We start from the raw sequence: 15,855 nt of genomic DNA, 5'->3' as shown, positions 1-15,855 counted from the left end.
TTAAAAATTAAAAAAGGGGGACTTATCTTGAAATTATTATCTAATGAAGGTGTAACTGCACCTCAAGGATTTCTTGCATCTGGAATTCATTGTGGACTAAAAAAAAATAATTTGAAGCTAGACTTAGCACTTATATATTCAACTGTACCGGCTTCTTCTGCTGGTGTTTATACTAAAAATAAAGTTAAAGGAGCTCCTATTTATATAACAAAGGAGCATTTAATTAACAAAAAAGCTCAAGCAATAATTGTAAATAGTGGAAATGCTAATACATGTACTGGTGATGATGGTCTATTTAAAGCAAAAAGGATGACAGAGCTTATGGGGAAAGCTCTCAAACTTAAAACTACTGATGTTTTAGTAGCTTCTACCGGTGTTATTGGTGTTCCTTTAAATATAGATGCAATAAAGGATGGAATTCCTCTATTGTCTGAAAGATTATCTAAAGATGGTTTTGATGATGCTGCAAAAGCAATAATGACTACAGATACCTATAAAAAGCAACTTGCTTTTGAATTTTATATAGATAATAAAAAAATTAAAATTGGTGCCATGGCAAAGGGTTCTGGAATGATAGAACCTAATATGGGCACAATGCTTTCTTTTATAACTACCGACTTAAATATTTCCGGGGAAATGCTAAATGAAGCTTTAAAAGAAAGCACAAAATTAAGTTATAACAGGGTTAGCGTTGATGGTGATACTAGTACAAATGATATGGTACTAATTTTAGCTAACGGTCTTGCTAAAAATAATAAAATAAGTGAAAAGAATAAAAACTATTACGCTTTTCTTGAAGTTCTAAATGAAATGAATATTGCTTTAGCTAAGATGATTGCTAAAGATGGCGAAGGTGCTACTAAGCTTATAGAATGTATTGTTAGTAACTGCAAATGTGAAAAAGATGCTGAAATTTTATCTAAAAGTGTTATAAACTCTCCCTTAGTAAAAACTGCAATCTTTGGTAGTGATGCTAATTGGGGAAGAATATTATGTGCCTTAGGCTATGCTGGTGTAAATATTAATCCAAATAAAATAGATGTTTCTTTTGAAAGTTCTATTGGAGAAATTGAAATATGTAAAGATGGTATGCCTCTTCCCTTTGATGAAGTAAAGGCAAAAGAAATATTATTACAAGATGAAATAAAAATTCTAATTAATATGAATTCTGGTGAATGTTCATCTATAGCTTGGGGATGTGACCTTAGTTATGATTATGTAAAAATAAATGGCGATTATAGAAGTTAAAGGAGATGTAAAAATGAATCATTTAGAACATGCTAAAATATTAACTCAAGCACTTCCCTACATTCAAGCCCTTTCCGGAAAAATAGTAGTAATAAAATATGGTGGTAACGCAATGACTAGTGAAGAACTTAGAGAAAGCGTTGCAACTGATATCGTACTATTACAATGTGTTGGTATTAAGCCTGTAATAGTTCATGGTGGTGGACCTGATATATCTAGTTTCCTAAATAAAATAGGACAAGAAAGTAAGTTTATAAATGGTCTTAGATATACTGATAAAGAAACTATGGAAATTGTCCAAATGGTTCTTGGAGGAAAGGTAAATAAAAGCATTGTTTCTTTAATAGAAAGAGTAGGTGGAAAAGCTATTGGTCTATGCGGAATTGATGGAGCATTTATAAAAGCTAAGAAACTAGAAAGCAATGTTGATTTAGGATACGTTGGTGAAATAACTTCTATAAATACTGAAATTATAACTAATGCTTTAAATTCTGGATATATTCCTGTAATAGGTTCAATTGCTATAAGTGAAGATTGCTCTGAAACCTATAATATTAATGCAGATATTTGTGCATCAAAACTTGCCTCTGCATTAAAAGCTGAAAAATTATTACTTTTAACTAACGTACCAGGAGTTATGACAGATTCAAATGATCCATCAACCTTATTATCAATACTACATCCACATGAAATAAAAAAACTTCAAGCTGATAAAGTTATAAATGGAGGAATGATTCCTAAAATAGATTGCTGCGTTGAAGCTATTAGAATGGGAGTTAAAAAGACACATATAATCGATGGAACACTTCCCCACTCAATATTACTAGAACTACTATCAAACGAAGGAATCGGAACAATGATCTTTTAGTGTGCTATCGCACAATGTAAAATGAATAAAAAAAGAGACAAATATTATATTCCTTGCTCCGTCGCATGCGCTCCAAGTCGCCGTCATACAATATTTATCTCTTTGCAAACTAAAGGAAGGAAATTATAAAAACTATAATTCTTGCACTACGAATTTTACCACTCTCATAAAATTATCCACAGCTTTTTCATAGATATAATTTCCTAAATAATAAAAAAACTCCTAAAGGAGTTTATAAATTCATATATTTTCAGTAATTTGGAACAAATTACATCCATAATTCTACATTCTTAATTCTACATTCTTAATTTAAAAAGGGGGTTTTTAAAATGGGAAATAATTTACCTTTGATGTCAACTTATGCTTATCTTCCTGTTAATTTAGTTAAAGGGGAAGGCTCTTGTCTTTATGATGATAAAGGTGTTGAATATATAGATTTTACAAGTGGAATTGGTGTAAATAGTCTTGGATATGCTGATTCTAAATGGACTGAAGCTATAACTAATGCTGCATGTACTTTACAGCATACTTCAAATATATTTTTAAATCAAACTACTCTTGCTCTAGCAAAAAAGTTAACTGCTTTGGCTAATATGGATAAAGTATTTCTTTGTAATTCAGGAGCTGAAGCAAATGAAGGGGCTATAAAACTTGCTAGAAAATATAGTTTTGTTAAATATGGTGAAAATAGAAATAAGATTTTAACTTTAAAACAATCTTTTCATGGAAGAACTTTAGCAACATTGACCGCTACAGGTCAAGATAAGTTTCATAATTACTACTTCCCTTTTCCTGAAGGATTTGATTATTTTGAAGCTAATAATATAGAGGGTTTAAAAAACAAATTAACTTCTGATGTTTGTGCCATCATGATGGAAGCCATTCAAGGAGAAGGTGGTGTTAATACACTAAATTATGATTTTGTTAATACTGTTTATGAAACTTGTAGAGAAAAAGATATTATACTAATCTTTGATGAAGTCCAATGCGGAATAGGAAGAACAGGAAAACTCTTTGGATATGAACACTTTAACATTAAACCTGATATAGTTACAGTTGCTAAAGGACTTGGTGCTGGACTACCTATTGGAGGTTTCCTTTGCAATGAAAAACTATCAGAAACCTTTAATCCAGGTGACCACGGAACAACCTTTGGTGGTAATCCAGTTTCATGTGCAGGTGCTTTAGTAGTTTTAGATAAGATATGTGCTAAAGAAACACTAACCGAAATAGAAGAAAAAGGTGAATACTTAATATCATTATTAAAAAATATTAACTCACCTCTCATAAAAGAAATACGAGGCAAAGGCCTTATGATAGGAATTGAAATAGAAGGAAACTCATTAGAAATTCAAAAAGAAGCCTTAGAAAAAGGGTTATTAATATTAACGGCAGGAAAAAACGTCCTTAGACTACTTCCACCACTAGTAATAAGCAAAGAAGAAATAAAAAAAGGCGCAGAGATATTAAAACAATGTTTAAATTAAAAGTTAAGAATGTAAAATGTAGAATTTCGAAAAAAACTCCTTTAGGAGTTTTATAAATTAAATTTTAGTAATTTGGGACAAATTACTTCCATAATTCTTCATTCTTAATTTTTCATTATTAATTATAATTTTGGGGGTATTTATGAATAAAGATTTATTAAAAATGGAAAATCTATCTAAAGAAGAAATCTTGGATATTTTAAATTTAGCTGATCAGTTAAAATATGAGCTTAAACATGGAATAAAACATCATCATCTTGAAGGAAAAACCCTTGGAATGATATTTGAAAAATCTTCCACTAGAACAAGAGTATCTTTCGAAGCTGGAATGTATCAACTTGGAGGGTATCCACTCTTTTTAAGTTCTAGTGATTTACAAATAGGTCGTGGGGAACCTATACAAGATACTGCAAGAGTTTTATCTAGATATTTAAATGGAATTATGATAAGAACATTTTCTCAAAAGGAAGTTTCTGACCTTGCTGAATGTTCTAATATTCCTATAATAAATGGGCTTACTGATGATGAACATCCTTGCCAGGTCTTAGCTGATTTAATGACTATAAGAGAAAATAAAAATATTTTAGAAGGCTTAAAAGTTGCTTATATAGGCGATGGAAATAATATGGCTCAATCCTTATTAATAGGTTGTCTAACTTCTGGAATGGACATTTCTCTAGCTATTCCTGATAATTATATGATTAAAGAAGATTATATTAATAAAGGCATTGAAATATCTAAAAATAATAATCTTAATTTTAATATAGTTAATGATCCTAAAGAAGCTGCAATAGATGCTGATGTAATTATTACTGATGTATGGGCTAGTATGGGTCAAGAAAATGAAGCTTTAGAAAGAATGAAGGCTTTTAAAGGATATCAAGTAAATACTGAACTTATGAAACTTGCAAAAGATGATGCTATTGTCCTACATTGCCTTCCTGCTCATAGAGAAGAAGAAATCACTGAAGAAATTTTAGAAAAACATTCTGATGTAATCTTTGAAGAAGCTGAAAACAGACTTCATGTACAAAAATCTATTTTAGTAAAATTATTAAAGTAATAGGTTTTATTGATATATATAATATGTGATATATAAAGTCCAGCAGATAATTTGCTGGACTTTAATTCGTAATATATTAATATTAAAATTTTAATTTATATTTTTATCAATTAATCATTAACAAAATAACTACTATAAACGCAGATATGAATGCAATAAATACAATTAGCATTTCATAAATTGCACTCATTTGTGAATCATCCCTAAGTAATCTTGAAATCTTTGCATCTGTGTATTTTACATCAATTATTGTACTTTTTTCCTCCCCACCATCTGGTGAAATAATCGTGCCATGAACTACATAATCACCTAAAAAAACTGGGTCATTTACTACTCCATATGGTAGGTTTCCTGTTAATTCAATATAATATGGTTCTATATCTTTATCAGGGTATTTGTCCTTTAATATCTCCTTAAGTTTACTTTTATCTTTACCTACCTTAAAAACTGGTCCTGTATTTCCTCCAGACCTTTCTACTTTTACACTAATATCTTCGCTTGTTAAAGGAACCTTAGGGGTTATTCTCATGGGAATAAGATAGAATGCTAATATTCCTATACTAATAAATAAGATAGTGATTAAAACTTTTTTACTCTTTTTCATTTTATCAATCCTTTCAATATCCATTAAATGTATGAAACTATTCTTTAAATTCCTATTTATATTAGTGGCTTTCTAGAACTAATTAATAATTTAATGCAATCCTATTTATTTAATAATAACATATATTCTATAAAATTGTAGTTTTTTATAAATATCTACATAATCAATTTTTACAGACTCTTTAAGCTCTTTTTTTCTTAATATTATAATAAATTTTATTTACAAAATTAAACTCCTACTCTCATCCGTTCGTATGAGTAAGTTCCGCTGACTAAATCAAAGATTTAGAGCGTATAAGGAAACTCCTACTCTCATCCGTTCGTATGAGTAAGTTCCGCTGACTAAATCAAAGATTTAGAGCGTCACTTAACTTGATAATTATTAATATTTAGGGTAGTATATTGAATATATTTAATTTGACAACTTATATTTTATTGGAGGTGGGGATTTTTGAATAAAAGAACTTTGATTTCTGTAATTGCTACTTTACTTTTAACTTTTAATATTTCAAATATAGCTTTTGCAGAACCAAATTCTTCAGATACACAGACAATCCAAGAAAGTAAAGCTAAATATGAACAATTAGATAGTGAAACACTAAAGCTTAATTCAGAAATTACTAAACTTAATAATGAGATTGAAAGTATTAATATTGAACTTGAGAAAAATAATTCTGAGATAAAAGATACTGAAATAGAAATAGAAAATATCAACAAAAAGATAGATGATGCTAAAGTAGAAATAGAAGAACGAGAAAATACAATGGACAAAAGACTTCGCTCCATGTATAAAACTAATATGGCTTCTAGTATGATTGCCTACATAATAACATCTGATAATATATTTGACTTATTTTATAGAGTACAAGCTATGAGCAAATTGCTTTCTGTTGATAAAGAAATAATATCGGAAATTAACGATAAAAAAACTCAACTTGCAGAAGATGCTAAAGTTATAGAGGAAAAGCAAGAAAACTTAAAGAAACTTAGGACAAGCATTGAAAATGACTTAAATGAAGTTGATAAAAAGAAACAAGAGCAAGAATCTGTTTTATCTGATTTAAATGCTCGAAAAGAAGAAATTATGGATATAATTGAAGCGAATGAAGTAAACTTAATATCTCATTCTCTCTCTATAATTAATTCTGGATCTTCATCTATTTCGGATATTAAAAATGCATTAAATAACTTAAATTCTATGTTACCTCAACTTAATAGCACTTATGCAATTAACTTAGCTGAGGAAGCAATAGCTTCTGGTAATAATCAGATTTTAGAATATGAAGCTTTAATTGCTGAAGAAAATTCACAAAGTAATACAACACCTGAAACTAATGATAACTCAAATGAAAGCAATTTATCTACATTTACAATGTCTGCTACAGCATACACTGGTGGTGGTTTAACTGCTATGGGTATTAAACCAGTTCGTGATCCAAATGGATTAAGTACAGTTTCTGTTGATCCTAGTGTTATTCCTTTAGGATCAAAGGTATATGTAGAAGGCTATGGTTATGCAATTGCTTCAGATACTGGCGGAGCTATTAAAGGAAATAAAATAGATCTTTATATGAATACTCTACAAGATTGCTACGCTTTTGGTAGAAGAACTGTTACAGTTAATATAGTAGCCTATCCAAATGAGTGGTAAAACAAAGAAATAATTTTATAAATAAGAAGACTAAATAAATTAGGTTTTAATTTATTTAGTCTTTTTTATAAATATTATTACTCTTATTTAAGAACTAACTACAATTTAAAACCTCTATTGTTTCTTTAGCAATCATAAGCTCTTCATTAGTTGGAATTACAAAAACCTTTACCTTTGAAGTATCACCACTAATTTCTACTATTTCTCCTCTTATGTTATTTAGTTCCTCATCAATTTTAACTCCTAAAAATTCCATACCCTTTAAGCAAGCTTTTCTAGTTATGCTTGAATTTTCACCAATACCAGCTGTAAATATAATAGCATCTACTCCACCCATATGAGCAGCATAAGCAGCAATTTGTCCCCTTATTCTGTAGTAAAATATATCTAAAGCCAACTTAGCTCTTTTATTTCCTTCTAAAGCTGCTTTCTCTAAATCCCTAAAATCAGAACTAATACCAGATATACCTAACACTCCTGACTTTTTATTTAATGACTCATTAGTTTCTTCAACTGTATAGCCACATTCTTCAATTAAAAAAGTATAAATAGATGGATCTATATTTCCTGATCTAGTTCCCATTGCTATTCCTGCAAGTGGAGTAAATCCCATTGAAGTATCTATTGACTTACCTTCTTTTATAGCGCATATACTTGCTCCATTTCCTAAATGACAACTTATTATTTTCATATCTTCTATATCCCTATCTAATACTTCTCCTAACTTTTGAGATACATATTTATGAGATGTCCCATGGAACCCATATTTTCTAATTCCATGTTCTTCATATAAACTATATTCTATTGGATAAATATATGCTATATCTGGCATACTTTGATGAAATGCTGTATCAAATACTGCTATCATAGGAGTATCTTGCATTAGTTCTCTGCAAGCTTTTATTCCTATAATATTAGGTGGATTATGAATAGGGGCTAATTTTATACATTCTTCTAAGTATCTTATAACCTCATCATCTATAAGTACTGAATTAGAATATTTTTCTCCACCATGAACTACTCTATGTCCTACTGCATATATTTCATTAATATTACTAATTACTCCAAGCTTTTCATCTAATAGTATTTTTAATACTTTATCTATAGCATCCTTATGATTGGAAAAATTTTCTTTTATGCTATATTTTTCTTGAAATAAATTTTTATGAACTAATAATGAATTTTCTATTCCTATTCTCTCCACTAATCCTTGACATAAAACCTTATCATCATTCATTTCTATCAATTTATACTTTAAGGAGGAACTTCCACAATTAATTACTAATATCTTCATTACTTATTCCCCTTATTAAATATTTTGAGCTTGTACAGCAGTTAAAGCCACTACATTTACTATATCATCCACTGAACACCCTCTAGATAGATCATTAATTGGATTAGCAAAACCTTGACAAATTGGCCCTATAGCTTCTGCATTAGCAAATCTCTGCACTAATTTATATCCAATATTTCCCGATTGTAAATCTGGAAATATTAAAATATTTGCTCTTCCTGCTACTTTACTATTAGGAGCTTTAAGAGTTGCCACACTTTCAACAATAGCTGCATCTAATTGCATTTCTCCATCTATAAGTAAATCTGGTCTTAATTTTTTCGCTAATTCTGTGGCCATTCTTACTTTTTCTACTGTTTCATGATCAGCTGATCCCATAGTGGAAAAACTAAGCATAGCAACTCTCGGCTCAATTTTACATATATTTTTTGCTGTATCAGCAGTTGTAATTGCAATTTCTGCTAGTTGTTCATAAGTTGGATTAGGATTAACTGCACAATCTGCAAATAATAACATCCCTTCTTCTCCATAATCCGAACTTGGAATTCCCATTATAAAAAAACTTGAAACTACAGTTGCCCCTTTAGATGCCTTAATTATTTGAAGACCAGGCCTTAATAACTCTCCTGTAGTATGCACTGCTCCAGATACAAGTCCATCTGCATCCTTACATTTAATCATCATGGTTCCAAAATACAATGGATCTTGTATTATTTGTTTAGCTTTTTCTATTGTTATTCCCTTGTTCTTTCTTAATTCATAAAACTTATTTATATATTTATCTATATCTTTATATTTCTTAGTATCTATTATTTCTATATCATCACTTTTTTGTTTTAATCTTTTAATCTTTTGTTTTATTATTTCTTCATTTCCTATTAAAATTGGATGAGCTAGCTTTAAATTATTTATTTTTATTGCAGCTTCTATAGTCCTTCCCTCTTCTCCTTCAGGAAGAACTATTTTCTTTAAATCCTTTTTAGCTAGATTCCATATAACCTTTAATAGTTCCATTACTTTTCCCCCTCTATATAGTTACTTAGGTGGCATAACCATGGCTTTTCCCTTCACTACAACCTCTCCTCTTTGATTTACACAAATAGTTTCCAAAATTATTCTATTTTTTTCTTCTATTTTTTCTATAACCTCTACTGTTGCTGTTATTGTATCACCAAACTTTACTGGAGAAGTAAATTTTAAGTCCTGTGATAAATATATTGTTCCAGGTCCAGGTAAATTCATTCCTAAAACTGTAGAAATATAACTTGCCGAAAGCATTCCATGAGCTATTCTCCCTTTAAACATAGTCTCCTTAGAATACTCTTCATTAAAATGGGCTGGATTTAAGTCTCCACTTACTCCCCCAAATAAAATCACATCTGCTTCTGATACTGTTCTACTATAACTAGATTTATCCCCTATATTAATTTCTTTTATTGTTCTTCCTTTCATATATATCTCCCCCTTAAACTATTTCCTCTCAACTAATAAAGCTGTTCCCATTCCCCCACCAATACAAAGTGTAGCTAACCCCTTCTTTGCATCTCTTCTTTTCATTTCATAAAGTAATGTTACTAAGATTCTTGCTCCTGATGCTCCAATAGGATGTCCTAACGCAATAGCTCCTCCATTAACATTTACTTTTGATTCATCTACTTTCAAGTCCCTTAACACTGAAATAGACTGCGCAGCAAAAGCTTCATTGGCCTCTACTAAATCTAAGTCTTCTATATTCCAGTTGGCTCTATTTAAAGCTTTTTTAGTTGCTTGAACTGGACTATATCCCATTATTGATGGATCAATCCCTGCAGAACCATATGCTTTTATAGTTGCAAGGGGCTTAACTCCAAGTAAATCAGCCTTTTCTTTACTCATAACTATCACTATAGCAGCTCCATCATTTATACCTGAAGAATTTCCAGCCGTTACTGTTCCATCTGTTTTAAATGCCGGCTTCAACTTTTTTAACTTTTCTATAGTAATATTTGACTTAATATACTCATCTTCATTAATATTTATTGGGTTACCTTTTCTATGATTTATTTCTACTTCAACTATTTCCTCATTAAATTTTCCTAATCTCTTTGCTTCTTCTGCTTTATTTTGACTTCTAACTGCAAACTCATCCTGTTCTTCTCTAGATATTCCCCATTGGCTTGCTATATTCTCTGCAGTTATACCCATATGATATTTATTAAACGCATCTGTTAAACCATCCTCTATCATAGTATCTATTAGTTTACCATTGCCCATTCTTTGTCCAAATCTAGCAGTTGGAATTAAATATGGTGCATTAGACATACTTTCTGTTCCTCCACATAAAATTACATCTGCATCACCAAGCATTATTTCCTGTGCTGCTAGTGATATAGCTCTTAACCCTGATCCACATAATTTATTTAAAGTCATAGCAGGAACTTCTACTGGTATACCAGCTTTAATTGAAATTTGTCTTGAAATATTTTGACCAAGGCCGCTTCCTAAAACATTACCTATTAAAACCTCATTTATCTCTTTTGGCTCTATATTAGCTCTTTTGATAGCTTCTTTTGCTGCAATTACACCTAAATCTACGGCAGATAAAGATGATAGACAGCCTCCAAAGCTACCAATAGGAGTTCTTACTGCTGATACTATAACTACTTCCCTCATAATTACCTCCTATAACCTCATTCCACCATTAACTGATAAGTTATGTCCTGTTATATATGAAGATTCATCGCTAGCTAAGAATAATACTGCATTAGCAATTTCTTCTGGTTCACCTAGCCTTCCAAGCATAGTTTTACTTCTCATGTTATCAAGTACTTTTTCAGGTACAGTCTTCATCATATCTGTATTTATATATCCTGGTGATACTGAATTAACTCTTACTCTTGCTCCTTTTCTAGAGAATTCCTTAGCCCAAGTTTTTGTCATTCCTATTACTCCAGCCTTAGTTGCTGCATAATTAGTTTGCCCTACATTTCCAAATTCTCCAACTATTGATGCTATATTAATTATTGAACCTCCCCCATTTTCAACCATATTAGGTCCAACTAATTGAGTTATATTAAATAAACCCTTTAAATTCACATCAATAACTAAATCCCACATTTCTTCAGTCATTTTTTGAATCAATGCATCTCTAGTTATTCCTGCATTATTTACTAATACATCTATTTTCCCAAACTTTTCTGAAATCTTATCAAAAAATTCTTTTATACCTTTCCTATCAGTTACATTTACTTCATATCCATATATATTTTTATTTTCATAAGGTAGTTTATTAATATCTACACCAATTACCTTAGCTCCTTCTCTTGCAAAAGTTTCTGCAATACATCTTCCAATTCCTTGAGAAGCTCCTGTAACAATAGCTATTTTATTTTCTAATCTCAACATATTAAATCTCCTTTATATTTGTAAGTGCTTACTTACATATTTGTTAAAAAAAATTAATCTATCCATATTCAATGAATAAGATTAATTATTTATTTTGTTTTATAGCTTGTATAAAGATACAAATTGTTTTGTATGCTCCTTAACTAATTCTTCCCATTTTATATTACTTACTGTATTATCTCCTAGTATTTCAACAGTGAAAGCTCCTAAAAGGCTATTAACAAAAGTTACTGCCATTATTTCTGGCTCTCCACTTATAGTGCCCTTTTCTTTAAGCTCATTGAAGTAACCTATTAAAATACTTATTATTTTTCTTGAAAGCTTAAGCTTTACAAAGTCTTTCTCATTATCTGATAATTTCATTTGAACCTTATATAGTTTTGTATTTTGAATAAATAGCTTATATATTCTATTAGCTATTAATAACATACTTTCCTCAAAATTTAACTCATCTATATTTTTTAGGATATAATCCACTCTAGAATCAATTACATAGTGCTCCGTAGTTACTTGAAATAAATTACTCTTTGAACCGAAATGTCTAAATATAGTTAATTCATTTACACCTGCTTCTTCTGCAATTTGTTTTGTGGTGGTTGGGTAGTATCCCTGCTCTGAAAATAACTTTAAAGCCACCTTCATTATTTTTTCACTTGTTTCATTATTATACTTCATATCCTTGTCTCCTTTTTGTATTTTACAGCAAGTAACTCCTTACATTTCCACTGTTAATATTATACTATTTTCACATAATTCTCAATAGATAAGTATCCCTTTAAAATAGATAGAAATTCTTTAGGTTTTTCATACATAGATGCATGCCCTGAATCTTTTATCATTATATAACTTGAATTTTCTATTTTTTTATTAATATATTCTTGCTCATTTGATGGAGTTATAAAGTCGTATTCACTACTTACTAATAAAGTATCTACTTTTATTTTGTTTATTTCTTCTCTTACATCATAACCTTCTGCACTTTCAATTAATCTTATCATTGCTTTTAAAAATTCTTCATTAAATATTTCGTATAAAAAACCTTTTCTTTTATTCATCCAATTAATATTTTTAGTATAAAAGCTTGGAGAATAAATTATAGGTATAGTTACATTATAAAAAGCTTCTTTATTATTATCTTCTGCAGCATTAATCCATCCTCTTCCTATATCTTTTAACCATGGATTAGTATAACTTGTAGTATTAAATAATATAAGTTTATCTAATAGCTCCTCATATTTTAAAGCAAATTGTAACGCAACTTCTCCTCCATAGGAAATTCCAAATAAATTTATTTTACTTAAATTTAATTTATCTATTACTGCTTTTACAACTTCAACTTGTAAGTCTTGCTTATAGCTAACTTCCATTTTATCTGACTTTCCTTGATCAAAAAAATCTAGAAGTACTACTTTATTATCTTTAGAAAGTTCATCTATAAAAGGCTTCCAGCTACCATGAGACATCATTATTCCATTTAATATTATAAGAGGCCTTCCTGTACCATGAACTTCATAATAAATATTTTTATTTTTATAACTTACAAAGGACATATCTACACCTCAATTCTTAATAAACTAAATCAAGCTCTTTTGCCTTTTTTAATAACTCTTCTCTAAACTTTGGATGAGCTATATCAATTAATCTTTGTACTCTTTCCCTAATTGTTGTTCCCTTAAGCTCTGCAACACCATACTCTGTAACAACCATATCAACATCATTTCTAGATAGGCTTACTGCAGCACCTGGCTTTAAGAAAGGAACTATTTTAGAAATCTCTTCCCTTTCCCCAGTTTCCTTATTTTTTACCATAGTTGTAGAATATAATGCTATAAATGATCTTCCATTTTTAGATATTTGAGCTCCAATAGCTGTATCTGCTTGTCCACCAGTTCCGCTAAATTGCATTGTTCCTATAGATTCAGAAGCACATTGTCCTGTTAAATCAATTTCAATAGTAGTATTAATAGAAACTTGATTATCATTTTGTCCAATTATATATGGATCATTTGTCCAATATCCATCCATTATCATAATTGATGGGTTATCATCTATAAAGTCATATAATTCCTTTGTTCCAAGAGCAAAAGCTGCAATATGTTTTCCGTTATAAAAATTTTTCTTTTTTCCATTTATAACTCCAGCTTTTATAAGTTTCATCATTCCAGTTGTAAACATCTCTGTGTGAATTCCTAAATCTTTTTTATCCATTAATGAAGCTGCAACTGCGTTAGGTATTCCACCTATGCCTAATTGAATGCAATCACCATCATTAATTCTACTAGCAATAAACTTTCCAATTAGCAAATCTTTTTCATTAGGCTCTACATCTACAAGTTCTGGAACCTCATAATCAGTTTCAATAACATAATTAACATCATTTATATGGATTTCTACATCTCCGAAAGTTCTTGGATAATTTTTATTTATTTCTAATATTATTAAATCTGCTTCTTTCATCATTCTTTTTTCATAAACATTACTTAAAGATAGAGATAAATATCCATGCTTGTCCGGAGGAGTAGCAGTTCCAATATAAATATTAGTTTTTCTATGATTCATCCTCTTAATGGCAGCTAAGTGAAGATGATTTGGTATAAATGAAATATTACCATTTTTGTGACCTTTCCTCATTGCAGCTGTATAAAACCATCCATCCATTTTAAATATATCTTTATACTCTGGGTTAATAAAATATTCTGCCATTTCCATAGGTAAACAAGTAGTTACTGTTATATCATTAACCTTGTCTGCTATCTTATGAAGATTTCTTAATATTTCTCTTGGTTCTGCTGAAGCTAATCCTGAAACTATTACATCTCCACTTTTAATTAAACCTAAAGCATCATCTATAGTTATATATTTTTCGTTAATTAACTCTTTTGATTTAATTGTTTCTAACATATTAAACCTCCCATAAGTTTTTTGTGTAGCTAACCAAGATATCTTGGCTAGCTACCAATAAAGTCTTATTACTTACCTAATATATCATTAATACTCTTAAATCCAATATATGGAGACCATCCTGTTGGACTTGTTAAATCCATTTTTGCTAAAGACATTTCTTGAGTACCAAGCCTCTTTCCTCCTGCAAAATCTATATTTCCTCCAAATGGATTTTCAATTGGTTCTTTTTCCATTGCAGCAATATATTTTTCCCAAGTTAATTCTCCATCAACTCTCTCTAAGCCTCTTACAAAGAAATCTGCTGCTATCCATCCTGTCATAGCATAAGCATTCCCTGAAAAGTCTTCTGTTGTAACTTCTTTAACCCATTTTTGAAAATCTGCCATTGCTGGTTTAGTTACATCAACCCAAGCATTTCCATATATCTCATATTTATCTCCAACATCATTTTTAATAGATTCAACCATAGTTTTGTCTACATTTACATAAGTAGTTATTGCTGGTTTTGTGTTTCCTTGTTTTGCTAATTCTTTAGCTATTTGAGGAAAAGTTCCTTGAATTCCAGCTATAACTACAGCATCTACATCAGCATTTTTTATCTTAGTAACTGCTGATGAAACATCCTCAGCTCCTGGTGCCACTTGTTCACTTACTACTTCTATACCACCTATATTTTTAGCTTCTGTTTCAATTCCTTTAACTAAATCTTTTCCTGCATCATCGTTAGTATATATAACACCTATTTTATCTGCTTTAAATTCTCCTTTTGCCCAAGCTGTCATTATACGACCTTCCATTGGATATACAGGCTGTACTGGAAATATATTATCTCCTTCACCCTTAGTTGCATTTTCGTTATACAATATACCTGTTCCTGTTGCAAAGTAAACTGATGGTATTCCAATTTCCTTAAGATCATCTAAAGTTGCACCAACTACAGGAGTTCCGAAGTGACCAACTATAGCAAATACTTTATCATCATTTACAAGCTTATCTAGTACTGCCTTCCCCTTTTCAGGATTGAATTCATCATCTTGATGAACATATTCTATTTTTCTTCCATTTACACCACCAGCTTCATTTACCATTTTAAAATAAGCCTCAATACCAGCTTTAAATGGAACTCCAACTGGAGCAAAAGCTCCTGAAGTTGCAATACTATTTCCTACCTTTACAGTAGTGTCAGTAACCCCTTGGGCTGCTTCTTCTTTTTTTCCACAACCTGCAAATGCCATTGTTAATGTTAATGAAGCTAAAAGTAATGCAATTTTTTTTCTCATAAAATTCCCTCCAAATTATTATTTTATTTTTATATAAATTTTATTGTTTACCCTTTAGTAATTTATAAAAAAT

15 protein-coding genes are annotated in these 15,855 nt (G+C 30.1%); 5 read left to right on the top strand and 10 right to left on the bottom strand.

The features are described 5' to 3' along the window. Positions 1 to 27 precede the first annotated feature (27 nt). From argJ to argF, 4 genes are all read left to right on the top strand, one after another. Positions 28 to 1,248 carry a bifunctional glutamate N-acetyltransferase/amino-acid acetyltransferase ArgJ gene (gene argJ / locus BN6774_RS05340; protein WP_084766892.1) on the top strand — a complete coding sequence of 407 codons (1,221 nt, stop codon included), beginning with the start codon at positions 28 to 30 and terminating at the stop codon, positions 1,246 to 1,248. A 13-nt stretch (positions 1,249 to 1,261) separates the two neighbouring features. Continuing rightward, positions 1,262 to 2,116 carry an acetylglutamate kinase gene (gene argB, locus BN6774_RS05335; protein WP_066896445.1) on the top strand — a complete coding sequence of 285 codons (855 nt, stop codon included), beginning with the start codon at positions 1,262 to 1,264 and terminating at the stop codon, positions 2,114 to 2,116. 329 nt (positions 2,117 to 2,445) lie between these two features. Further along, positions 2,446 to 3,603, top strand: coding sequence for an aspartate aminotransferase family protein (locus tag BN6774_RS05330; protein ID WP_066890911.1), 1,158 nt, complete (start codon positions 2,446 to 2,448; stop codon positions 3,601 to 3,603). A gap of 142 nt (positions 3,604 to 3,745) precedes the next feature. Beyond that, positions 3,746 to 4,666: an ornithine carbamoyltransferase gene (gene argF / locus BN6774_RS05325; RefSeq protein ID WP_066890908.1), complete on the top strand. Its 921-nt coding sequence runs from the start codon at positions 3,746 to 3,748 to the stop codon at positions 4,664 to 4,666. A gap of 106 nt (positions 4,667 to 4,772) precedes the next feature. On the opposite strand, the gene BN6774_RS05320 is transcribed toward argF, so the two are convergent. Continuing rightward, positions 4,773 to 5,270, bottom strand: coding sequence for a hypothetical protein (locus tag BN6774_RS05320; RefSeq protein WP_066890905.1), 498 nt, complete (start codon positions 5,268 to 5,270; stop codon positions 4,773 to 4,775). 450 nt (positions 5,271 to 5,720) lie between these two features. On the opposite strand from BN6774_RS05320, the gene BN6774_RS05315 reads away from it, so the two are divergent. Next, positions 5,721 to 6,920, top strand: coding sequence for a 3D domain-containing protein (locus BN6774_RS05315; RefSeq protein WP_066890902.1), 1,200 nt, complete (start codon positions 5,721 to 5,723; stop codon positions 6,918 to 6,920). 94 nt (positions 6,921 to 7,014) lie between these two features. Here the strand turns inward: BN6774_RS05315 and BN6774_RS05310 are convergent, their stop codons facing one another. The 9 genes from BN6774_RS05310 to BN6774_RS05270 form a co-directional block, all read right to left on the bottom strand. Continuing rightward, the gene (locus BN6774_RS05310; protein WP_066890899.1) at positions 7,015 to 8,214 is read right to left on the bottom strand and encodes an acetate/propionate family kinase; all 1,200 of its coding nucleotides are present in this window, start codon (positions 8,212 to 8,214) and stop codon (positions 7,015 to 7,017) included. A 15-nt stretch (positions 8,215 to 8,229) separates the two neighbouring features. Then, positions 8,230 to 9,228 (bottom strand): phosphate acetyltransferase, encoded by a 999-nt coding sequence (pta, locus tag BN6774_RS05305; RefSeq protein ID WP_066890897.1) that lies wholly within the window; start codon positions 9,226 to 9,228, stop codon positions 8,230 to 8,232. A gap of 21 nt (positions 9,229 to 9,249) precedes the next feature. Next, positions 9,250 to 9,666 (bottom strand): MaoC family dehydratase, encoded by a 417-nt coding sequence (locus tag BN6774_RS05300; RefSeq protein ID WP_066890894.1) that lies wholly within the window; start codon positions 9,664 to 9,666, stop codon positions 9,250 to 9,252. An 18-nt stretch (positions 9,667 to 9,684) separates the two neighbouring features. Next, positions 9,685 to 10,866 carry an acetyl-CoA C-acetyltransferase gene (locus BN6774_RS05295; protein WP_066890891.1) on the bottom strand — a complete coding sequence of 394 codons (1,182 nt, stop codon included), beginning with the start codon at positions 10,864 to 10,866 and terminating at the stop codon, positions 9,685 to 9,687. A 9-nt stretch (positions 10,867 to 10,875) separates the two neighbouring features. Beyond that, positions 10,876 to 11,598, bottom strand: coding sequence for a beta-ketoacyl-ACP reductase (locus tag BN6774_RS05290; protein WP_066890886.1), 723 nt, complete (start codon positions 11,596 to 11,598; stop codon positions 10,876 to 10,878). Positions 11,599 to 11,697: 99 nt separating this feature from the next. Beyond that, positions 11,698 to 12,273 carry a TetR/AcrR family transcriptional regulator gene (locus tag BN6774_RS05285; protein ID WP_066890883.1) on the bottom strand — a complete coding sequence of 192 codons (576 nt, stop codon included), beginning with the start codon at positions 12,271 to 12,273 and terminating at the stop codon, positions 11,698 to 11,700. 59 nt (positions 12,274 to 12,332) lie between these two features. Next, positions 12,333 to 13,148 carry an alpha/beta fold hydrolase gene (locus BN6774_RS05280; RefSeq protein ID WP_066890879.1) on the bottom strand — a complete coding sequence of 272 codons (816 nt, stop codon included), beginning with the start codon at positions 13,146 to 13,148 and terminating at the stop codon, positions 12,333 to 12,335. Positions 13,149 to 13,164: 16 nt separating this feature from the next. Further along, positions 13,165 to 14,499 carry an acetyl-CoA hydrolase/transferase family protein gene (locus BN6774_RS05275; RefSeq protein ID WP_066890876.1) on the bottom strand — a complete coding sequence of 445 codons (1,335 nt, stop codon included), beginning with the start codon at positions 14,497 to 14,499 and terminating at the stop codon, positions 13,165 to 13,167. Positions 14,500 to 14,567: 68 nt separating this feature from the next. Next, on the bottom strand, positions 14,568 to 15,782 hold the full coding sequence (locus BN6774_RS05270) for an ABC transporter substrate-binding protein (protein ID WP_066890873.1): 1,215 nt from the start codon (positions 15,780 to 15,782) through the stop codon (positions 14,568 to 14,570). Between the last annotated feature and the right edge of the window lie 73 nt (positions 15,783 to 15,855).

Origin of the sequence: Clostridium nigeriense, from assembly GCF_900086595.1 — a bacterium.
GTDB classification, from domain to species: Bacteria; Bacillota; Clostridia; order Clostridiales; family Clostridiaceae; genus Clostridium; species Clostridium nigeriense.
This window is presented reverse-complemented; position numbering and strand designations above follow the sequence as displayed.